This is a genomic window from Burkholderia sp. RF7-non_BP4, from assembly GCF_001521935.1.
Lineage (GTDB): Bacteria > Pseudomonadota > Gammaproteobacteria > Burkholderiales > Burkholderiaceae > Burkholderia > Burkholderia diffusa.
In genome coordinates, this window is sequence record NZ_LOTA01000057.1 from 1 (window position 1) to 19739 (window position 19739).

At 66.2% G+C, this 19739-nt stretch carries 21 protein-coding genes; 15 read left to right on the forward strand and 6 right to left on the reverse strand.

Annotated features, from left to right (window positions below; all coding sequences use genetic code 11):
* The coding region (locus WS49_RS35870) for a hypothetical protein (protein WP_059532672.1) at window positions 1-196 on the forward strand (196 nt) is incomplete at its 5' end.
* Window positions 197-355: 159 nt separating this feature from the next.
* Here WS49_RS35870 and WS49_RS20490 read toward each other — a convergent pair.
* Window positions 356-1132, reverse strand: a complete 777-nt coding sequence (locus tag WS49_RS20490) for an enoyl-CoA hydratase (protein WP_059532675.1) — start codon at window positions 1130-1132, stop codon at window positions 356-358.
* Window positions 1133-1261: 129 nt separating this feature from the next.
* On the opposite strand from WS49_RS20490, the gene paaN reads away from it, so the two are divergent.
* From paaN to paaK, 5 genes are all read left to right on the forward strand, one after another.
* Window positions 1262-2968 (forward strand): phenylacetic acid degradation protein PaaN, encoded by a 1707-nt coding sequence (gene paaN / locus WS49_RS20495; RefSeq protein ID WP_059532677.1) that lies wholly within the window; start codon window positions 1262-1264, stop codon window positions 2966-2968.
* Between the two features lie 87 nt (window positions 2969-3055).
* On the forward strand, window positions 3056-4258 hold the full coding sequence (gene pcaF / locus WS49_RS20500) for a 3-oxoadipyl-CoA thiolase (protein ID WP_059532679.1): 1203 nt from the start codon (window positions 3056-3058) through the stop codon (window positions 4256-4258).
* A 45-nt stretch (window positions 4259-4303) separates the two neighbouring features.
* Window positions 4304-5095, forward strand: coding sequence for a 2-(1,2-epoxy-1,2-dihydrophenyl)acetyl-CoA isomerase PaaG (gene paaG, locus WS49_RS20505; protein ID WP_059532681.1), 792 nt, complete (start codon window positions 4304-4306; stop codon window positions 5093-5095).
* 1 nt (window position 5096) lies between these two features.
* A complete protein-coding gene (gene paaI, locus WS49_RS20510; RefSeq protein ID WP_059532683.1) occupies window positions 5097-5549 on the forward strand; it encodes a hydroxyphenylacetyl-CoA thioesterase PaaI in 453 nt (150 codons plus the stop codon).
* Between the two features lie 38 nt (window positions 5550-5587).
* Complete coding sequence (gene paaK / locus WS49_RS20515; RefSeq protein ID WP_059532686.1) at window positions 5588-6886, forward strand: phenylacetate--CoA ligase PaaK; 1299 nt, start codon at window positions 5588-5590, stop codon at window positions 6884-6886.
* Window positions 6887-7024: 138 nt separating this feature from the next.
* Here paaK and mltA read toward each other — a convergent pair whose 3' ends face one another.
* Window positions 7025-8149: a murein transglycosylase A gene (mltA, locus tag WS49_RS20520; RefSeq protein ID WP_244135304.1), complete on the reverse strand. Its 1125-nt coding sequence runs from the start codon at window positions 8147-8149 to the stop codon at window positions 7025-7027.
* A 28-nt stretch (window positions 8150-8177) separates the two neighbouring features.
* Between mltA and WS49_RS36145 the strand changes: the two genes are divergently transcribed.
* Window positions 8178-8321, forward strand: a complete 144-nt coding sequence (locus tag WS49_RS36145; protein WP_006758475.1) for a hypothetical protein — start codon at window positions 8178-8180, stop codon at window positions 8319-8321.
* Window positions 8322-8335: 14 nt separating this feature from the next.
* Here the strand turns inward: WS49_RS36145 and apaG are convergent, their stop codons facing one another.
* Complete coding sequence (gene apaG, locus WS49_RS20525; RefSeq protein WP_057924835.1) at window positions 8336-8710, reverse strand: Co2+/Mg2+ efflux protein ApaG; 375 nt, start codon at window positions 8708-8710, stop codon at window positions 8336-8338.
* A 177-nt stretch (window positions 8711-8887) separates the two neighbouring features.
* Here apaG and rpe point away from each other — a divergent pair, with 177 nt between their 5' ends.
* From rpe to WS49_RS20565, 8 genes are all read left to right on the forward strand, one after another.
* Window positions 8888-9574 carry a ribulose-phosphate 3-epimerase gene (gene rpe, locus WS49_RS20530; protein ID WP_006482066.1) on the forward strand — a complete coding sequence of 229 codons (687 nt, stop codon included), beginning with the start codon at window positions 8888-8890 and terminating at the stop codon, window positions 9572-9574.
* 4 nt (window positions 9575-9578) lie between these two features.
* Complete coding sequence (locus WS49_RS20535; RefSeq protein ID WP_059532689.1) at window positions 9579-10334, forward strand: phosphoglycolate phosphatase; 756 nt, start codon at window positions 9579-9581, stop codon at window positions 10332-10334.
* A 358-nt stretch (window positions 10335-10692) separates the two neighbouring features.
* Window positions 10693-12186 (forward strand): anthranilate synthase component I, encoded by a 1494-nt coding sequence (gene trpE / locus WS49_RS20540; protein WP_059532692.1) that lies wholly within the window; start codon window positions 10693-10695, stop codon window positions 12184-12186.
* Between the two features lie 13 nt (window positions 12187-12199).
* Window positions 12200-12799 carry an aminodeoxychorismate/anthranilate synthase component II gene (locus WS49_RS20545; RefSeq protein WP_059532695.1) on the forward strand — a complete coding sequence of 200 codons (600 nt, stop codon included), beginning with the start codon at window positions 12200-12202 and terminating at the stop codon, window positions 12797-12799.
* Between the two features lie 13 nt (window positions 12800-12812).
* Window positions 12813-13844: an anthranilate phosphoribosyltransferase gene (gene trpD / locus WS49_RS20550; protein WP_059532698.1), complete on the forward strand. Its 1032-nt coding sequence runs from the start codon at window positions 12813-12815 to the stop codon at window positions 13842-13844.
* A gap of 29 nt (window positions 13845-13873) precedes the next feature.
* Entirely contained in the window at window positions 13874-14659 is a 786-nt protein-coding gene (gene trpC, locus WS49_RS20555) for an indole-3-glycerol phosphate synthase TrpC (protein WP_059532701.1), read from the forward strand.
* Window positions 14659-15285, forward strand: a complete 627-nt coding sequence (locus tag WS49_RS20560; protein WP_059532704.1) for a CYTH domain-containing protein — start codon at window positions 14659-14661, stop codon at window positions 15283-15285. The genes trpC and WS49_RS20560 overlap by 1 nt, the downstream gene beginning before the upstream one ends.
* A 13-nt stretch (window positions 15286-15298) precedes the next feature.
* Complete coding sequence (locus WS49_RS20565) at window positions 15299-16204, forward strand: uracil-DNA glycosylase (protein WP_059532705.1); 906 nt, start codon at window positions 15299-15301, stop codon at window positions 16202-16204.
* A gap of 117 nt (window positions 16205-16321) precedes the next feature.
* Here the strand turns inward: WS49_RS20565 and WS49_RS20570 are convergent, their stop codons facing one another.
* From WS49_RS20570 to WS49_RS20580, 3 genes are all read right to left on the reverse strand, one after another.
* Complete coding sequence (locus tag WS49_RS20570; RefSeq protein WP_059532707.1) at window positions 16322-16918, reverse strand: FMN-dependent NADH-azoreductase; 597 nt, start codon at window positions 16916-16918, stop codon at window positions 16322-16324.
* Between the two features lie 147 nt (window positions 16919-17065).
* Entirely contained in the window at window positions 17066-18865 is a 1800-nt protein-coding gene (locus WS49_RS20575; RefSeq protein WP_059532709.1) for a M61 family metallopeptidase, read from the reverse strand.
* Between the two features lie 115 nt (window positions 18866-18980).
* Window positions 18981-19709 carry a DsbC family protein gene (locus tag WS49_RS20580; protein WP_059532711.1) on the reverse strand — a complete coding sequence of 243 codons (729 nt, stop codon included), beginning with the start codon at window positions 19707-19709 and terminating at the stop codon, window positions 18981-18983.
* Window positions 19710-19739 lie beyond the last annotated feature (30 nt).

Sequence of the window (19739 nt, forward strand, 5' to 3'; positions counted from 1 at the left end):
AGCAGCGCTGCGTTTTCAGCAGCAGAGAAGCGAGATTATGAACCGTCTTTTTCAGCTCGTCAACAACTTTCTGAACTACTTCGTTGCGACGATCGGGGTTCAACTTCGTGTGCGCCCGGGCTCTACCACCGCCCTCGACCGCACCGCTTCCCTTCTTCCTCCGCGCTGCGTTTCCGTTAGCGCGAAAGAGGCGTGATTCTAAGCACCCGCCCCGGTCTCCGCAACCCCTTTGTGAAAATATTTTGAAAAAGCCCCCGTGCGTTGCCGCGCACGGGGGCTTCGGGTTCACTGCACCGGGCGATCACGCTGGCGACCGACACCCGTCGCTCGCCAGCCCCACCCAGCCGCCGCCAAATCAGCGGTTCTTGAATACCGGCTTCCGCTTCTCGACGAATGCCGCCATCCCTTCCTTCTGATCTTCGGTCGCGAACAGCGAATGGAACAGTCGACGCTCGAAGTGGACACCTTCGGCCAGCGTCGTCTCGTACGCGCGATTCACCGACTCCTTGACCATCATGACAGCCGGCAGTGAAAACTCGGCAATCGTCGTCGCTGCGGCAATCGCTTCGTCGAGCAGTTTGTCGGCCGGCAGCACGCGCGATACGAGCCCTGCCCGTTCCGCCTCGGCCGCGTCCATGAAACGCGCCGTCAGGCACATGTCCATCGCCTTCGCCTTGGACACCGCGCGCGGCAGACGCTGCGTGCCGCCTGCGCCCGGCATCACGCCCAGCTTGATCTCGGGCTGGCCGAACTTGGCCGTATCCGCTGCGAAGATGATGTCGCACATCATCGCGAGCTCGCAACCGCCGCCAAGCGCAAAGCCCGCCACGGCAGCAATGATCGGCTTGCGGATCTCGCGGACGGTCTCCCAGTTACGGGTGATGTAGTCGCCGCGATAAACATCCATATAGGAATAGGTCGCCATCATGCCGATGTCGGCCCCCGCCGCGAACGCCTTTTCGCTCCCCGTCACGACGATCGCGCCGATCGCGTCGTCTGCGTCGAACGCTTTCAGCGCAGCACCCAATTCATCCATCAGCGCATCGTTCAGCGCATTCAGCGCCTTCGGACGGTTCAGCGTGATCAGCCCGACTCGCCCCCGGGTCTCCACCAGGATGTTCTCGTAAGACATCTATTTCTCCTCGATCAATGAAATGAGAAACGCCTCGCACATGCGAATAGTTTGATGCTACCATTCTCCGACCAACCGGTCGGTTAATTAATCGATCCAACCCTTCCCTACGTCCATCAGGCCGCCGTCATGACCCATGCACTGTTCACGAAGCACGAAGACACGCTGAAACACGCCCTCGCCGCCATCGAGAGCCGCGGGTACTGGAGCCCGTTCGCGGAAATGCCGAGTCCCAAAGTGTACGGGGAAAGCGCCAACGCCGATGGCGAAGCGGCGTTCAAGGCACACCTCGGCAACACGTTCGTGCTCGACCAGCCGGCGTCCGCTGGAACCGTCGGCGCTGAGCAGTCGCCGTACGGGATCGCGCTGGGCATCCGCTATCCGAAATCGACACCCGACGAACTGATTGCCGCAGCCGCTAATGCCCAGCGTGCATGGCGCGAAGCCGGCCCGAGCGCCTGGATCGGCGTCAGTCTCGAAATCCTCGCACGGCTGAATCGCGCAAGCTTCGAGATTGCCTACAGTGTGATGCACACGACGGGCCAGGCGTTCATGATGGCGTTCCAGGCCGGCGGCCCGCACGCGCAGGATCGTGCGCTCGAAGCGGTCGCCTACGCCTGGGACGAGTTGCGCCGCATCCCCGCAGATGCACACTGGGAGAAGCCGCAAGGCAAGAATCCGCCGCTCGCGATGCACAAGCGCTATACGATCGTCCCGCGCGGCACCGGCCTCGTGCTCGGCTGCTGCACGTTCCCGACCTGGAACGGCTACCCCGGTCTGTTCGCCGACCTGGCGACCGGCAACACGGTGATCGTCAAACCTCATCCGGGCGCGATCCTGCCGCTCGCGATCACGGTCCGCATCGCCCGCGACGTGCTGCGCGAAGCCGGTTTCGATCCAAACGTCGTTACGCTCCTCGCGACCGAGCCGAACGACGGCACCCTCGTGCAAGACCTCGCGCTGCGTCCTGAAATCAAGCTGATCGACTTCACGGGCAGCACGCAAAACGGCACGTGGCTCGAACGCCATGCCCATCAGGCACAGGTGTATACCGAGAAGGCCGGTGTCAACCAGATCGTGATCGACTCGACCGACGACCTGAAGGCCGCGGCCAAAAACATCGCGTTCTCGCTGGCGCTGTACTCCGGCCAGATGTGCACGGCACCGCAGAACATCTACGTGCCGCGCGACGGCATCCGGACGGCGGACGGCCATGCAAGCTTCGACGAAGTCGCCCAGGCGATCGCCGTCTCCGTGCAGAAACTGACCGGCGACCCGGCTCGCTCGGTCGAACTGATCGGCGCGATCCAGAACGACGGCGTGGCCGAACGCATCGACGACGCCCGCAAGCTCGGTCGTGTGCTCGCCGACAGCCAGACGCTCCAGCATCCGACGTTCGCCGATGCTCGCGTGCGTACGCCGCTCGTGCTGCAGCTCGACGTGGCCGACCGCGCGAAATTCACGCAGGAGTGGTTCGGCCCGATCTCGTTCGTCATCGCGACCGACTCGACCGCGCAGTCGCTCGATCTCGCCGGCGAAATCGCCGCGGAACATGGTGCGCTGACGCTCTCCGTCTACAGCACCGACGACAAGGTCCTCGACGCTGCGCACGATGCAGCGGTGCGTGGCGGCGTCGCGCTGTCGATCAACCTGACGGGCGGCGTGTTCGTCAACCAGTCGGCCGCATTCTCCGACTTCCACGGCACCGGCGCGAACCCGGCCGCCAACGCGGCGCTCGCCGATCCGGCGTTCGTCGCCAACCGGTTCCGTGTGGTGCAAAGCCGCGTCCATGTTGCGCCGAAGGCCGTACCTGCGGAAGCCGGCCAGACGGCATAACCCGAATGGCCGACGTGCAAACGCCATCACGTTCTCTACCATGAACGAATCCGCCAACCGGCGGGTTCGTTGCACATCGACATCCCCATGACCGACGCCTACATCTGCGACGCGATTCGCACCCCCATCGGCCGCTACGGCGGCGCCCTGAAAGACGTTCGTGCCGACGATCTCGGCGCGGTGCCGCTCAAGGCGCTCATCGAACGCAACCGCAACGTCGACTGGTCGGCAATCGACGACGTCGTCTACGGCTGCGCAAACCAGGCCGGCGAGGACAACCGCAACGTCGCGCGCATGTCCGCGCTGCTCGCGGGCCTGCCGACCGCCGTGCCGGGTACGACGCTGAACCGGCTGTGCGGCTCGGGAATGGACGCCGTCGGCACCGCCGCGCGCGCGATCAAGGCGGGCGAGGCCCGCTTGATGATCGCGGGCGGTGTCGAAAGCATGACGCGCGCGCCGTTCGTGATGGGCAAGGCCGCCAGCGCGTTCGCGCGCCAGGCCGACATCTACGACACGACGATCGGCTGGCGCTTCGTCAATCCGCTGATGAAACAGTTGCATGGCGTCGATTCGATGCCGGAGACGGCCGAGAACGTCGCTGTCGACTACGACATCAGCCGTGCCGACCAGGACCTGTTCGCGCTGCGCAGCCAGCAAAAGGCCGCACGTGCGCAGCAAGACGGCACGCTCGCCGAGGAAATCGTCCCGGTGACGATTCCGCAGAAGAAAGGCGACGCGCTCGTTGTATCGCGCGACGAACATCCGCGCGAAACGTCTCTCGAAGCGCTCGCGAAGCTGAAGGGCGTCGTGCGACCGGACGGCTCGGTAACGGCAGGCAACGCGTCGGGTGTCAACGACGGCGCATGCGCACTGCTGCTCGCCAACGCGGAAGCTGCCGATCAATATGGGCTGCGCCGCCGTGCACGCGTCGTCGGCATGGCAACCGCCGGCGTCGAACCGCGCGTGATGGGGATCGGACCGGCGCCGGCCACGCAGAAACTGTTGCGCCAGCTCGGCATGACGATCGACCAGTTCGACGTAATCGAGCTGAACGAAGCGTTCGCCTCGCAAGGTCTCGCGGTGTTGCGCATGCTCGGTGTCGCCGACGACGATCCGCGCGTGAACCCGAACGGCGGTGCGATCGCGCTCGGCCATCCGCTCGGCGCATCGGGCGCTCGGCTCGTGACCACGGCGCTTCACCAACTCGAGCGTACGGGCGGCCGGTTTGCGCTCTGTACGATGTGCATCGGCGTCGGCCAGGGCATTGCGATCGCCATCGAGCGCGTGTAACCGACGCGCCGCGCGCCTATAACGAAGTCATGAAGGAGACACTGCATGTCATATGAGGCGATCCAGCTCGATATCGATCAGACTGCCCGCGTGGCCACGATCACCCTCAACCGCCCGGACAAGCTGAACAGCTTCACGCGTGCGATGCACCGCGAACTGCAGTCTGCGCTCGATGAAGTCGAAACGGCCGGCGCACGAGCGCTGATCCTGACGGGTGCGGGGCGCGGCTTTTGCGCAGGCCAGGACCTGGCCGATCTCGACTTCACGCCCGGCGCGTCCACTGACCTCGGCACGCTGATCGACGAGCATTTCAATCCGCTGATTCGTCGCCTGCAACGCATGCCGGTTCCGGTAATCGCCGCCGTCAACGGCACGGCGGCCGGCGCCGGCGCGAATCTCGCGCTCGCCTGCGACATCGTCTTCGCAGCACGCTCGAGCAGCTTCATCCAGGCCTTCGTCAAGATCGGGCTCGTGCCCGATTCAGGCGGAACATGGTTCCTGCCGCAACGCGTCGGCATGGCACGCGCGCTGGGGCTCGCCTTGACCGGCGACAAGCTCGGCGCCGAACAGGCCGAACAATGGGGCTTGATCTGGCGTGCGGTCGACGACGATGCGCTCGCCGCGTCGGTCCGTCAGCTCGCCAATCAGCTCGCGCAGCAACCGACGCTCGCGATTGCCTCGATCAAGCAATCGATGCGCGACAGCGTCACGAACACGCTCGACCAGCAGCTCGACCTCGAACGCGACCTGCAGCGCAAGCTCGGCCAGTCATACGACTACGCGGAAGGTGTGAAGGCGTTCATCGAGAAGCGTGCCCCACGCTTCGAGGGGCGTTGACATGACCACCGCCAACGACACGCTCGACCCCGACGCACTCGCCCGCGCGACGGCACGGGCCATGTACGACGCGGACGCCTGCAGCCGCGCGTTCGGCATGGAAATCGCCGAAGTGCGCGCCGGCTACGCTCGTCTGCAGATGCGCGTACGGCCGGAATTCCTGAACGGACATCAGACCTGCCACGGCGGCATCATCTTCACGCTCGCCGATTCGACGTTCGCGTTCGCGTGCAATTCGTACAACCTGAATACCGTTGCGGCTGGCTGCTCGATCGAATACCTGCGTCCCGTATACGGTCACGACCTGCTGACGGCCGAAGCGATCGAGCAGACGCGCAGCGGCCGGTACGGCATCTACGACATCCGCGTCACGAACCAGACAGGCGAAACCGTCGCGATGTTTCGGGGCAAATCGGCCCAGATCAAGGGCACGGTGCTGCCGGAAGAGCATTGACGTCCACGGCTCGCTCATAACAATCACTGGAGACAGGCATGACTACCCCGCTACCGCTCGAGCCGATCGAGACCGCCTCACGCGACGAACTGACCGCACTGCAGCTCGAACGCCTGAAGTGGTCGCTCCGGCATGCGTATGACCACTCCCCCGTCTATCGCCGCAAATTCGACGAAGCGGGCGTGCATCCCGACGACCTGAAAACGCTCACGGATCTGTCGCGCTTCCCGTTCACGACCAAGAGCGACCTCCGCGACAGCTACCCGTTCGGAATGTTCGCGGTGCCGCAGGACCAGATCTCGCGCATTCACGCGTCGTCGGGCACGACCGGCAAGCCGACCGTCGTCGGCTATACGGCGCGCGACATCGACACGTGGGCCAATCTCGTCGCGCGCTCGATCCGCGCGGCCGGTGCGCGGCGTGGCGACAAGGTTCACGTCAGTTATGGATACGGCCTGTTCACCGGCGGGCTCGGCGCACACTACGGCGCCGAACGCGCGGGGCTGACCGTGATCCCGTTCGGCGGCGGCCAGACCGAAAAGCAGGTGCAGCTGATCCAGGATTTCCGGCCCGACATCATCATGGTGACGCCGAGCTACATGCTGTCGATCGCCGACGAGATCGAACGCCAGGGCCTCGATCCCGCACAAAGCTCGCTGCGCATCGGCATCTTCGGCGCTGAGCCGTGGACCAACGACATGCGCGCGGCCATCGAGCAGCGGATGGGCATCGACGCGGTCGACATCTATGGGCTGTCCGAAGTGATGGGCCCCGGCGTCGCATCGGAATGCGTCGAGACCAAGGATGGCCCGACCATCTGGGAAGACTACTTCTATCCGGAAATCATCGACCCCGACACCGGCGAAGTGTTGCCGGACGGCGAACTCGGCGAGCTGGTCTTCACGTCGCTGACGAAGGAAGCGCTGCCGATCATCCGCTACCGGACGCGCGACCTCACGCGTCTGCTGCCCGGCACCGCCCGCACGATGCGCCGGATGGAAAAGATCACCGGGCGCTCGGACGACATGATGATCGTGCGGGGCGTCAACGTCTTCCCGACGCAAATCGAAGAGCAGCTGCTGAAACAGCGTGCGCTCGCGCCGCACTATCAGATCGTGCTGACGAAGGAAGGTCCGCTCGACGTGCTGACGCTCAACGTCGAGCCGTGCCCGGACACTGCCCCCGACACGGCGGCAATCCATGCGGCGAGACAAGCACTCGCGCACGACATCAAGTCGCTGATCGGCGTGACCGCCGTGATCAACGTGCTGCCCGTGAACGGAATCGAGCGTTCGGTCGGCAAGGCGCGTCGCGTGATCGACAAGCGCAAGGGCTGATACGCGCCAATCTCCCCCATACCCGACCGCCGCCCGCAACAACAATCGCGCGGCAAAAAAACAGCCCGACCGGCCAACGCCGATCGGGCTGTTTCACTTCGATGCCCGGCTACACATATACGCCGGCACCACCGCGCATCACGAATTCGGGAACAGCAGCCACATCCGGCCGATCTGCTTCATCCGTCCTGCCTGGTCGCCGGCGTCGTCGCCCAGCCCCCAGAAATAGTCGGCCCGCACGCCGCCCTTGATCGCGGAACCCGTGTCCTGTGCGAACACGAGCCGGTTCATCGGCGTATTGGTCAGCGGACGCGTGGTCTGCAGGAATACCGGCGTGCCGAGCGGGATCGACGACGGATCGACCGCGATCGACCGCTCCGCCGTGAGCGGCACGCCAAGTGCGCCGATCGGGCCGTCCGCGCCGCCGTGCGGTGCATCTTCCTTGGTCGGCATGTCGCGGAAGAACACGAATCGCGGATTCGTGTCGAGCAACGCGTCCACGCGAGTCGGGTTCGCCTTCGCCCACGCCTTGATGCCCTGCATCGTCGCCTGTGCGGGCGTCAGCTCGCCGCGATCGAGCAGCCACTTGCCGATCGAGCGATACGGCTGGTTATTGGTGCCGCCGAAGCCGACCCGCATCACCGAACCATCGTCGAGCAGCACGCGCCCTGAACCCTGCACCTGCAGGAAGAACGCCTCGATCGGATCGTCGACCCACACGAGTTCGTTGCCGTTCAGGATGCCTGCCCGCTCGAGCTGCGCGCGAGCGGGCAGCGCGGCACCGGCGCGATAGCCGGCCGGCCAGCGGTACAGCGCGTACTGGTAAGGGCCGCGACGCACGCGGGAGCCGTGCAGCAGCGGCTCGTAATAGCCGGTCACGAGCCCGTCGAGCGTGCCGTCGGTATTCGCCAGCTGAAACGGCGTGAAATACGTTTCGAAGAATGCACGCGCGCTGCCGACGTCGAGCTCGTCGAGGCGATCGGCAGCCGCGCAGGCGCGCTGCCATGCCGGCTGGCGCGCGAGCCGCGCGCAGTTCTGCCGCAGCGCGGCCGTCGCGCCGATCAGCGAATCGTCCTGCCACCCCGGCACCTGCTGCCACGCCACCGGCGTGAGCCGCTTCGCGGCAACCTGTCCCGGCACGATCGCCGCGCCGGTCGGCGGCTTGAGCGCCGACGTCCGCGTCGGCGCGCCGCCGCACGCGGCAAGCAACGCTGCCGTCGCGACCGCCGCAACCCAGCCGGCCGCCCGGGGCCCAAACCACATACAATGTTCGTTCTTGATGGAAACCGCCATGTCAGATTTTCTCGACCAATATCCGATGCTCATCTTCGCGCTCGAGGCTTTCGTAGCGCTTGCCCTGCTGATCTTCATCGTCGTGTGGACGTCGTCGGGCAGGAAGAAGCACGCCCGCGGCAACGACCGCCAGCCGCGCTGACCGGCCCCGCACGCTCAATGCAGCGTGCGCGGCATGTGCAGCGCGAACTCGTCGACCGGCGCGTCGAACCGCTCGCCGTCCTCCGCCACGCAGAAGTACGCGCCACGCATCGTGCCGACCGGCGTCGCGATCACGGCCCAGCTCGTGTATTCGAACTGTTCGCCCGGCTGCAGCAGCGGCTGGTGCCCGACGACGCCGAGCCCCTTCACTTCCTGCACGTGGTTTTCGCTGTCCGTAATGATCCAGTGACGCGCGATCAGCTGCGCCGCGACCTGCCCGGTATTGCGGATGGTCAGCGTGTACGCGAATGCGTATTGACGTCGATCGGGGTCGGATTGTTCCGGCAAGTAGCTGGTTTTCACCGAAACGGTGAACTGATACTGACTCATGGTGTTTCCGCTGTAGGTAACCGCCCGCGCCGACTCGAGCGGCGGGGCCGCGGGCGCGCCGCACTGGTTCGGCATTCTATGCGGAATCGGGCCGCAACCGCACGGCCCGTCGCCGCGCACCGGGTCGCCGGACGGTAGAATGGCGGTTTTGCGCCGCAGCGTCCCCGCTCCCCTGTCATGACTCAATTCCGCATCGCTCCCAGTATCCTGTCGGCCGACTTTGCACGGCTCGGCGAAGAAGTCCGCAACGTGGTCGCCGCCGGCGCCGACTGGATTCACTTCGACGTGATGGACAACCATTATGTGCCGAACCTCACGATCGGCCCGCTCGTCTGCGAGGCGATCCGCCCGCACGTGCAGGTGCCGATCGACGTGCATCTGATGGTGCGCCCGGTCGACCGGATCGTGCCCGATTTCGCGAAAGCCGGCGCGAACCTGATCAGCTTCCACCCGGAAGGCTCCGACCACATCGACCGCACGCTGTCGCTGATCCGCGATCACGGCTGCAAGGCCGGCCTCGTGTTCAACCCGGCGACGCCGCTGAACTATCTCGATCACGTGATGGATCGCCTCGACTTCGTGCTGCTGATGTCGGTGAACCCGGGCTTCGGCGGCCAGTCGTTCATTCCGGAAACGCTGAACAAGCTGCGCGAAGCGCGCGCCCGCATCGACGCATACACCGAGCGCACCGGCCGCGAGATCCTGCTCGAGGTGGACGGCGGCGTGAAGGCCGACAACATCGCGGAAATCGCGGCGGCCGGCGCGGACACCTTCGTCGCGGGTTCGGCGATCTTCGGCAAGCCCGACTACCGCAAGGTGATCGACGAGATGCGCGCCGCGCTCGCCACCGTCGAGCGGAGCTGACGCCGTGGCCGATTCCTCGCTGGCCGGTCAGGCACCGGCCGCAGCCGACGGCACGATCCGTTTCGCGAGGCCGCGCATCGACGCGGCGCTGATCGACCTCGACGGCACGATGGTCGACACGGCCGACGATTTCACGGCCGGGCTGAACGGGATGCTCGCGCAGCTCGGTGCGCCGGCCACGTCGCGCGACGAGGTGATCGGCTACGTCGGCAAGGGCTCCGAGCACCTGATCCAGAGCGTGCTGAAGCCGCGCTTCGCGCCCGACGAGGCGCACGCGCGCTTCGACGACGCGCTCGCGATCTACCAGACCGAATACGCGAAGATCAACGGCCGCCACACGCGCCTCTATCCGGACGTCGCAACCGGCCTCGACGCGCTGCGCGCAGCCGGCATCCGGCTCGCGTGCGTGACGAACAAGCCGCACCGCTTCGCGGTCGAGCTGCTCGAGCAATACGGGCTGATCGATCGCTTCGGCGTCGTGCTCGGCGGTGATAGCGTCGCGCGCAAGAAACCCGATCCGCTACCGATGCTGACGGCATGCGACGCGCTCGGCGTCGCGCCGGACGCCGCCGTCGCGATCGGCGACTCGGAAAACGACGCGCTGGCGGGCCGCGCGGCGGGGATGGCGACGCTGACGGTGCCGTACGGCTACAACCACGGCAAAGCTATACAAACGATAAATTCGGATGGTATAGTCGATTCGTTGCTGGTCGCGGCCCGCGCGATTACCGCGCACAACGCCGGCCGGCCAACCATCTGATTATTTCTTCCATCCGCATGTTTCTGAATAAAAAACGGAGTCTGAGCAGCATCGACCGGGGAGCCTGGCCCTGGCGTCGCTGGTCGCGCTAACCTCTTCGATGAGGTACGCTGAGGCACGTCTTCAGCGCCGTTTTTTATCTCGCTGCGCATCCGCGCGCCGATCGTCGCACCACCTCGAGTTCTACCGCGTCCGAACGCTTGCGTTCAGGACCGGCCGCAGGCTCGCGACGTTCACGCCCGGAGTGCCGGCCGGCAACAGGCACTTCTCGATCGACCGCCCTTTCGCCGACGGCAGCCCGCGCAGCGTCAAGTGATCCCTGGCGCACTCCGCCGCTCGTCCCGAACAGGACCGGAACATGACCGAACTCGAATTCCAATCGCTGGCGAACGAAGGCTACAACCGCATCCCGCTGATCGCGGAAGCGCTCGCCGACCTCGAAACGCCGCTGTCCCTCTACCTGAAGCTGGCCCAGCCTGAACGCGCGGGCGCCAACTCGTTCCTGCTCGAGTCGGTGGTCGGCGGCGAACGCTTCGGCCGCTATTCGTTCATCGGCCTGCCCGCTCGCACGCTGGTGCGCACCCGCAACGGCGTGTCCGAAGTGGTGCGCGACGGCCAGGTCGTCGAGACGCACGACGGCGACCCGTTCGAATTCATCGAATCGTTCCAGGCGCGTTTCAAGGTCGCGCAGCGCCCGGGCCTGCCGCGCTTCTGCGGCGGCCTCGCCGGCTATTTCGGCTACGACGCGGTGCGCTACATCGAGAAGAAGCTCGCGAACACCGCGCCGCGCGACGATCTCGGCCTGCCCGACATCCAGCTGCTGCTCACCGAGGAAGTCGCGGTGATCGACAACCTCGCCGGCAAGCTCTACCTGATCATCTATGCGGATCCGGCCCAGCCCGAGGCTTATACGAAAGCAAAGCAGCGCCTGCGCGAACTGAAGCAGCGCCTGCGCACGACCGTGCAGCCGCCGGTGACGTCGGCGAGCGTGCGCACCGAGACGTTCCGCGAGTTCAAGAAGGAAGACTATCTGGCCGCCGTGCGCCAGGCGAAGGAATACATCGCGGCCGGCGAACTGATGCAGATCCAGGTCGGCCAGCGGCTGACGAAGCCGTACCGCGACAATCCGCTGTCGCTGTATCGCGCGCTGCGTTCGCTGAATCCGTCGCCGTACATGTATTACTACAACTTCGGCGATTTCCACGTGGTCGGCGCGTCGCCGGAAATCCTGGTGCGCCAGGAAAAGCGCGGCGACGACCAGATCGTCACGATCCGTCCGCTGGCCGGCACGCGTCCGCGCGGCAACACGCCCGAGCGCGACGCGGAACTCGCGACCGAACTGCTGAACGATCCGAAGGAAATCGCCGAGCACGTGATGCTGATCGACCTCGCGCGCAACGACGTCGGCCGCATCGCGGAGATCGGCTCGGTGCAGGTGACCGACAAGATGGTGATCGAGAAGTACTCGCACGTGCAGCACATCGTCAGCTCGGTCGAAGGCAAGCTGAAGCCCGGCATGACGAACTACGACGTGCTGCGCGCGACGTTCCCGGCCGGCACGCTGTCCGGCGCGCCGAAGGTGCGCGCGATGGAACTGATCGACGAGCTCGAGCCGATCAAGCGCGGGCTGTACGGCGGCGCCGTCGGCTACCTGTCGTTCTCGGGCGAGATGGATCTCGCGATCGCGATCCGCACGGGCCTGATCCACAACGGCAACCTGTACGTGCAAGCGGCGGCCGGCGTCGTCGCGGACTCGGTGCCCGAATCCGAATGGCAAGAGACCGAAAACAAGGCGCGCGCGGTGCTGCGTGCGGCCGAACAGGTCCAGGACGGCCTCGATAGCGACTTCTGACCGGAGACTGACCATGCTGCTCATGATCGACAACTACGACTCGTTCACCTACAACCTGGTCCAGTACTTCGGCGAACTGGGCGAGGACGTGCGCACGTATCGCAACGACGAAATCACGCTCGACGAGATCGCGCGCCTGAACCCCGACACCATCTGCCTGTCGCCCGGCCCGAGCAACCCGCAGCACGCGGGCATCACGCTCGACGTGCTGCGCGAATTCGCGGGCAAGAAGCCGATCCTCGGCGTCTGCCTCGGCCATCAGGCGATCGGCGAAGCCTTCGGCGGCCGCGTCGTGCGCGCGAAGACCATCATGCACGGCAAGGTGAGCCGGATCGAAACCGACTGCCGCGGCGTGTTCGCCGATCTGCCGAAGCATTTCGACGTCACCCGCTACCATTCGCTCGCGATCGAACGCGAATCGCTGCCCGACTGCCTCGAGGTGTCCGCGTGGACCGACGACGGCGAGATCATGGGCGTGCGTCACAAGACGCTGCCGATCGAAGGCGTGCAGTTCCACCCGGAATCGATCCTCTCCGAGCACGGCCACGCGCTGCTCGAGAATTTCCTGAAGCAGAATCGCGCAACGGCCCGCGCGACCGCGCCGGCAGCCTGACGGGAGACACACGATGACGATTACCCCGCAGGAAGCGCTGCAACGCACGATCGAACACCGCGAGATCTTCCACGACGAGATGCTGCATCTGATGCGGCTCATCATGCGCGGCGACATGTCGCCCGTGATGGCGGCCGCGATCATCACCGGACTGCGCGTGAAGAAGGAGACGATCGGCGAGATCGCCGCCGCCGCGACCGTGATGCGCGAATTCGCGAACCACGTCGAAGTGCAGGACAACTCGAACTTCGTCGACATCGTCGGCACGGGCGGCGACGGCGCACACACGTTCAACATCTCGACCGCGTCGATGTTCATCACGGCCGCGGCCGGCGCGAAGGTCGCGAAGCACGGCAACCGCGGCGTGTCGAGCAAGTCCGGCAGCGCCGACGTGCTCGAAGCGCTCGGCGTGAACATCGACCTGCAGCCCGACCAGGTTGCCGCGTCGATCGCCGAAACCGGCATGGGCTTCATGTTCGCGCCGAACCATCATCCGGCGATGAAGAACATCGCGGCCGTGCGCCGCGAGCTCGGCGTGCGGACGATCTTCAACATTCTCGGCCCGCTGACCAATCCGGCCGGCGCGCCGAACCAGCTGATGGGCGTGTTCCACCCCGACCTGGTCGGCATCCAGGTGCGCGTGATGCAGCGCCTCGGCGCGCAGCACGTGCTGGTCGTGTACGGCAAGGACGGGATGGATGAAGTGTCGCTCGGCGCCGCGACGCTCGTCGGCGAATTGCGCGACGGCGAGGTGCACGAATACGAGATCCATCCGGAGGACTTCGGACTGCAGATGGTGTCGAACCGCACGCTGAAGGTGGAAAATGCCGAGGAATCGCGCACGATGCTGCTCGGCGCACTGGAAAACCAGCCGGGCGTCGCACGCGAGATCGTCACGCTGAACGCGGGCACCGCGCTCTATGCGGCCAATATCGCCGAATCGATCGCGGACGGCATCCAGCTCGCCCGCGAAGCGATCGCGAGCGGCAAGGCGCGCGCGAAAGTCGACGAACTCGTGCGTTTCACGCAGCAGTTCAAGCGCTGACTCCCTTTACGAATCAAGCAGGAACCCACATGAGCGACATTCTCGACCGAATCATCGCCGTCAAGCGCGACGAAGTCGCGGCGGCCATGCGCAGCACGCCGCTCGAGGCACTGAAACTGGACGCATCGACGCGCGACCTGCGCGACTTCGTCGGCGCGCTGCGCGCGAAGCAGGCGGCCGGCAACGCGGCGGTGATCGCCGAAGTGAAGAAGGCGAGCCCGTCGAAGGGCGTGCTGCGCGAGCATTTCGTGCCGGCCGACATCGCGCGCTCGTATGCGGCTCACGGCGCCGCGTGCCTGTCGGTGCTGACCGACGAGCAATTCTTCCAGGGCAGCGTCCGCTATCTCGAGGAAGCGCGCGCCGCCTGCACGCTGCCGGTGCTGCGCAAGGACTTCATCGTCGATGCGTACCAGATCCTCGAAGCGCGCGCGATGGGCGCCGACGCGATCCTGCTGATCGCCGCCGCACTCGACACGCCGCTGATGCAGGACCTCGAGGCGTATGCGCACTCGCTCGGCCTCGCGGTGCTGGTCGAAGTTCACGACCGCGACGAGATGGAACAGGCGCTGACGCTGAAGACACCGCTGCTCGGCATCAACAACCGCAACCTGCGCACGTTCGAGACGACGATCCAGACCACGCTCGACATGCTCGACATGATTCCGGCGGACCGCATGGTCGTGACCGAGTCGGGCATCCTGTCGCGCACCGACGTCGACACGATGCGCGCGGCGAACGTGAATGCGTTCCTCGTCGGCGAGGCGTTCATGCGCGCCGATCAGCCGGGCGAGGAACTCGCGCGGATGTTCTTCTGATGGCGATCGAAAAGGAAATCAAGCTCGCGCTGCCGGCCGGCGAGGCCGATGCGGCGCGGCGCTTTTTCGAGACGCTGACCGGCGAAGCCGGCGATGTCATCGCGCTCGCGAACGTCTACTACGACACGCCCGATCTCGCGCTGGCCCGTTCGAAGAGCGCGGTGCGCGTGCGCCGCACGCCGCATGGCTGGCTGCAGACGTTCAAGACGGTCGGCAGCGCGGAAGCCGGCCTGCATCGCCGCCATGAATGGGAGTTGCCCGTCGCCGGCGATGCGCTCGAAATCGATGCGCTCGTCGCCGCGTGCGACGTGCCGAACGCTGCCGCCGCGCTGCGCGACGCCGCGCCGGCGCTGCACGCGCTGTTCCGGACGGATTTTTCGCGTACGCTGTGGCGCATCGCAATCGGCGGCGCAACCGTCGAGGCCGCGGTGGACGTCGGCGAGATCGTCGTCCAGGCGGAAAACGATACGCGCCGCGAACCGATCAGCGAAATCGAACTCGAACTGATCGACGGCCCGGAAGCGGCGCTCGCGACGCTCGCCGCCGAACTGCAGCAAGCGCTGCCGGGCCTCGCCCCCGAAAACATCAGCAAGGCGCAGCGCGGCTACCGGCTGCGCGCGCAATAAACCCGCATCACGCATGGCAACCCGCAAGACTCTCCGGACGCCGCAACAGGCGTCGCTGTTCGACGATCCCGTGCCGGAAACGGCGCAGGACGATGTTTCCGCCCCGGCACCCGCGCCCGCCGCGGCCGGGCGCAAGCCCGCAAGGAAGGCCGCGGCAACCGCCCCGGCTGCCGCGGCGCCGCAGCCCGCTGCCGCGCACGTCCCACACCTCGCCGCGCAGTTCGACGCACTGCCGGCCGTCTGGCGCGACGTGCTGAAACCCTTCACCGACAGCGACGCGTATGCACCGCTGTGCCGCTTCGTCGACGACGAACGCGCGGCCGGCAAGACCGTCTACCCGACCGACGTGTTTCGCGCGCTGCGCCTGACGAGCCCGGACGACGTGAAGATCGTGATCCTCGGCCAGGATCCGTACCACGGCGACGACCGCGGCACGCCGCAGGCGCATGGCCTGGCTTTCTCGGTGCCGCCGGCCGTGCGCACGCCGCCGTCGCTGCGCAACATCTTCAAGGAAATCGCCGCGAATTTCGGCCACGACACACCGCGTCACGGCTGCCTCGATACCTGGGCGCGCCAGGGCGTGCTGCTGCTCAACACCGTGCTGACGGTCGAGCGTGGCGCGGCCGCGAGCCACGCGAGGCGCGGCTGGGAGCAATGCACGGACACGCTGATCCGCGAACTCGCCAGCCGCCATCGCGGCCTCGTGTTCATGCTGTGGGGCGCGCATGCGCAGGCGAAGCGCGCGCTATTCGATGCGAGCGCGCATTGCGTGCTCGAGGCGCCGCATCCGTCGCCGCTGTCCGCGCACCGCGGCTTCCTCGGTTGCCGCCACTTCGCGCTCGCGAACGACTATCTGGTCGAAGCGGGTCGCGAGCCGATCGACTGGCGCCTGCCGGAGGTGGCCGAAACGCTCGCGTAGCCGTTCCGCGTTCAGCTTCCCGCTTTCGTCTGCATCATGCGAAAACGCCGCGCCCCTTTCGGGACGCGGCGTTTTTTTATCTGGCGACGCAGCGGGTGCAACGCACCCGCATCGACCTTACGCGGCAGCGATCGCTTCGCGGGCGCCGGCAAGCGCGGCGCTTTGCGCATCCGGCCCGAGATTCAGACCTTCCGCGTGGATGAAGCTCACGTCGGTCAAGCCGATGAAGCCGAGGAACGTGCGCAGGAACGGCGTCTGACTGTCGTTCGGCGTACCCAGGTACTTGCCGCCGCGCGCCGTCACCACGTGAACCTTCTTGCCCTTGATCAGGCCTTCCGGGCCGTTCTCGGTGTAGCGGAACGTGACGCCTGCGCGGGCGATCCAGTCGAAATACGTCTTCAGTTGCGACGAGACACCGAAGTTGTACATCGGTGCGCCGATCACGATGATGTCGGCAGCCTGCAGTTCGGCGATCAGTGCATCGCTCTTCGCGACGATCGCATTCTGTTCCGCGCTGCGCTGGTCAGCCGGCGTGAAGAATGCGCCGAGCACCGATTCGTCGAGGTGCGGCAGCGCGTCGGCCAGCAGGTCGCGAACCACGACGTTCGCGCCCGGGTTCGATTGTTGCAGCTTTGCCGTCAGTTCGTTGGCCAGCAGCGTGGATTGCGCACCTTGCGAGCGCGCCGCGGAATTGATTTGCAGAATGGTCGTCATGTCAGGCTCCGGTTTGGTTGCGCTTCGGTAGCGCGAGTGACGCCATTGTGCGTGGCCGCATGGTCGCGAAAAAGCGGGCTCAAGGCGACGGATTGTTGCAACAGCAGAACAATCACTGATCGCGCCCCGAAACCCGCTCGCGCATGCTCAGCCCTTCAGCCAGGCTTCCCGGGCCTTGTGCGCGGCAGCCGGCTTGGCGGCCGCCGTCAGCCGGTAGCGCGCGACTTCCGGGCCGTCGAGCTTCAGCTTCGCGGTCCGCAGCTCGTCGCGGCGGAATGCGTGCACCTCGATCTTGTCGCCCGGACGGTAGCGTGCGAGCAGCGTATCGAGGTTCGTGCCGGTGACGCGCAGCCCGTCGAGCGCGATCAGCGTGTCGCCGGCCGACAGCCCCGCGCGATGCGCACCGCCGCCTTCGTAAACCGCCGCCAGCGTGCAGTCCGCGCCGCCGCGCAGGCGCGCGCCGATCGTCGGCTTCGCAGCCGCGCCAGGCGCGACTTCGGGCGCGAGCGTCACGCCGAACGGCGTGAACAGGTCGGCGAGCGGCAGGTCGCGCGTGCCGTGCACGGCGTCGGCGAACAGCCGGCCGAGCACGACGCCCGTCGCTTCCTCGATCAGCGTCTCGACCTCGTTTTCCTCGACGCCCGCCTGCTTGCCGCGATAGAACTCGCGTCCGTAGCGTTGCCACAGCAAGCGCATCACGTCGTCGAGCGACTTGCGATTGCGCGTCTGCGCGCGGATCGCGAGATCGAACGCGAGCGCGACGAGCGAACCCTTCGTGTAGTAGCTGACGATCGCGTTGGTCGCGTTCTCGTCCTGACGGTAGTACTTGATCCACGCGTCGAACGAGCTTTCCGCGACGCTCTGCTTCAGCCGCCCCGTGCCGCGCAGCACGCCGCCGACGGTACGGCCGAGCGCCGCGAAATATTCGTCCTGCGACATCAGCCCGCTGCGCACGAGCATCAGATCGTCGTAATACGACGTGAAGCCCTCGAACAGCCACAACAGCGACGTGTAGTTTTCGCGCGCGAGGTCGTACGGCACGAACGCAGCCGGCTTGATGCGCTTCACGTTCCACGTATGGAAATACTCGTGGCTGCACAGGCCGAGGTACGTGCGATAGCCTTCCGTCGTTTCCGGCCGGCCCTTCACCGGCAGATCGGTGCGGTTGCAGATCAGCGCGGTCGACGCACGGTGCTCGAGGCCGCCGTAGCCGTCGCTGACCGCGAGCGTCATGAACACGTAGCGGTCCATCGGCGCCTTCTTCGATTTCGGCTCGAACAGCGCGATCTGCGCCTCGCACACGCGCTTCAGGTCGGCGCGCAGCCGCTCCATGTCGAGCTGCGTCACGCGCCCGGCGATCACGATGTCGTGCGGCACGCCGTGCGCATCGAACGTCGCCAGCGCGAATTCGCCGATCGTCACCGGATGGTCGGTCAGTTCGTCGTAGTTCGACGCGCGGTACGCGCCGAACCCGTAGCGCCGGGTGCCGCGCGCCTCGGGCAGCGACGTACCGACGCGCCACGCGCGGAACGCCGGGCCCGCCGGTTTCGCGATGTCGACCTCGCACGGCGCATCCTCGCGGCCGGCAACGCTCAGGAACACGGCCGTGGCATTGAAGAAGCCGCCCGATTCGTCGAGATACGCGGAGCGGACCGACAGGTCCCACGCGTACACGTCGTAGCGAAGCGTCAGCGCGCCGTTCACCGGCGCGGCCTGCCACGTGTTCTTGTCGGTTTTCGCGATCCGCACCTTGCGGCCCGCGTCGTTGAACGCGGCGAGCGTCACGATGTTGCGCGCGAATTCGCGCACGAGGTAGCTGCCCGGAATCCACACCGGCAGCGAGAAGCGCTGGCCTTCGGGATCGGGATCGGCGACCGTCACCGACACTTCGAACAGGTGCGCGGCAAGATCTTTCGGGGCAATCGAATAACGGATCGGCTGGGTCATCGTGGGATTCGGACGAAAATCGGACGGAATACGGCGGCGGAAACGAAGAGAGGCGCCGGCTGATGTCGCGGGCGCCCCTCGCTGGCCGGGCCGTGCGGCCCGGCGTGTCGGTCGGTTACTTGCTCGACGCGAGCGCCTGGTTCAGCTGATCGGCCGACACCGCGCCCGGCAGGCGGCGGCCGTCGGGCAGGAAGATCGTCGGCGTGCCGGTGACGTTCATCCCGCGGCCGAGCGCGAGGTTCTTGTCGAGCGCGGTCGTATCGCAAGTGCCGGCGCCGGTCGGCACGCGATGGTCGAGCATCCAGCCTTCCCAGGATTTCGCACGGTCGGTCGCGCACCAGATCGCCTTCGACTTCGCGGTCGAATCGGGCGACAGAACCGGGTACAGGAACGTGTAGACGGTCACGTTGTCGATCGACTGCAGCGTCGTCTCGAGGCGCTTGCAGTACGGGCAGTTCGGATCGGAGAACACCGCGATCTTGCGTGCGCCGTTGCCCTTGACGACCTTGATCGCGTTCGCGAACGGCAGGCTCGCGAAGTCGATCTTGTTGAGGTCGGACAGGCGCGCGTCGGTCAGGTTCTTGTGCGTCTTGGTGTCGACGAGATCGCCGAGCAGCACGTAGTCGCCGGCGGCATCGCTATAGATGATCTGCGTGCCGAGGTTCACTTCGTACAGGCCCGCGACCGGCGATTTCGACACGCTCTTGATCGGTGCGTCGTTGCCGAGTCGCGCTTGCAGCGTGGCTTTCAGCTTGTCGGTGGTCTGGTCGGCCTGCGCGGTGCAGCCGAGCGTCGCCATCGTGACGGCCAGCGCCAGCGATGCGATGCGGATCGTTTTTTTCATCCTGTAGTTCCTTCAGCTCAATCGGAGTGC

What these genes read in the sequence shown, in the direction of transcription:
- WS49_RS20570 (WP_059532707.1), bottom strand. Translation starts at nt 16,918, where the DNA reads ATGACGACCATTCTGCAAATCAATTCCGCGGCGCGCTCGCAAGGTGCG.
- paaI (WP_059532683.1), top strand. Translation starts at nt 5,097, where the DNA reads ATGACCACCGCCAACGACACGCTCGACCCCGACGCACTCGCCCGCGCG.
- WS49_RS20580 (WP_059532711.1), bottom strand. Translation starts at nt 19,709, where the DNA reads ATGAAAAAAACGATCCGCATCGCATCGCTGGCGCTGGCCGTCACGATG.
- WS49_RS20565 (WP_059532705.1), top strand. Translation starts at nt 15,299, where the DNA reads ATGGCAACCCGCAAGACTCTCCGGACGCCGCAACAGGCGTCGCTGTTC.
- rpe (WP_006482066.1), top strand. Translation starts at nt 8,888, where the DNA reads ATGACTCAATTCCGCATCGCTCCCAGTATCCTGTCGGCCGACTTTGCA.
- trpD (WP_059532698.1), top strand. Translation starts at nt 12,813, where the DNA reads ATGACGATTACCCCGCAGGAAGCGCTGCAACGCACGATCGAACACCGC.
- pcaF (WP_059532679.1), top strand. Translation starts at nt 3,056, where the DNA reads ATGACCGACGCCTACATCTGCGACGCGATTCGCACCCCCATCGGCCGC.
- paaG (WP_059532681.1), top strand. Translation starts at nt 4,304, where the DNA reads ATGTCATATGAGGCGATCCAGCTCGATATCGATCAGACTGCCCGCGTG.
- WS49_RS20575 (WP_059532709.1), bottom strand. Translation starts at nt 18,865, where the DNA reads ATGACCCAGCCGATCCGTTATTCGATTGCCCCGAAAGATCTTGCCGCG.
- WS49_RS20490 (WP_059532675.1), bottom strand. Translation starts at nt 1,132, where the DNA reads ATGTCTTACGAGAACATCCTGGTGGAGACCCGGGGGCGAGTCGGGCTG.
- trpE (WP_059532692.1), top strand. Translation starts at nt 10,693, where the DNA reads ATGACCGAACTCGAATTCCAATCGCTGGCGAACGAAGGCTACAACCGC.
- WS49_RS36145 (WP_006758475.1), top strand. Translation starts at nt 8,178, where the DNA reads ATGTCAGATTTTCTCGACCAATATCCGATGCTCATCTTCGCGCTCGAG.
- WS49_RS20545 (WP_059532695.1), top strand. Translation starts at nt 12,200, where the DNA reads ATGCTGCTCATGATCGACAACTACGACTCGTTCACCTACAACCTGGTC.
- mltA (WP_244135304.1), bottom strand. Translation starts at nt 8,149, where the DNA reads ATGTGGTTTGGGCCCCGGGCGGCCGGCTGGGTTGCGGCGGTCGCGACG.
- trpC (WP_059532701.1), top strand. Translation starts at nt 13,874, where the DNA reads ATGAGCGACATTCTCGACCGAATCATCGCCGTCAAGCGCGACGAAGTC.
- paaN (WP_059532677.1), top strand. Translation starts at nt 1,262, where the DNA reads ATGACCCATGCACTGTTCACGAAGCACGAAGACACGCTGAAACACGCC.
- apaG (WP_057924835.1), bottom strand. Translation starts at nt 8,710, where the DNA reads ATGAGTCAGTATCAGTTCACCGTTTCGGTGAAAACCAGCTACTTGCCG.
- paaK (WP_059532686.1), top strand. Translation starts at nt 5,588, where the DNA reads ATGACTACCCCGCTACCGCTCGAGCCGATCGAGACCGCCTCACGCGAC.
- WS49_RS20560 (WP_059532704.1), top strand. Translation starts at nt 14,659, where the DNA reads ATGGCGATCGAAAAGGAAATCAAGCTCGCGCTGCCGGCCGGCGAGGCC.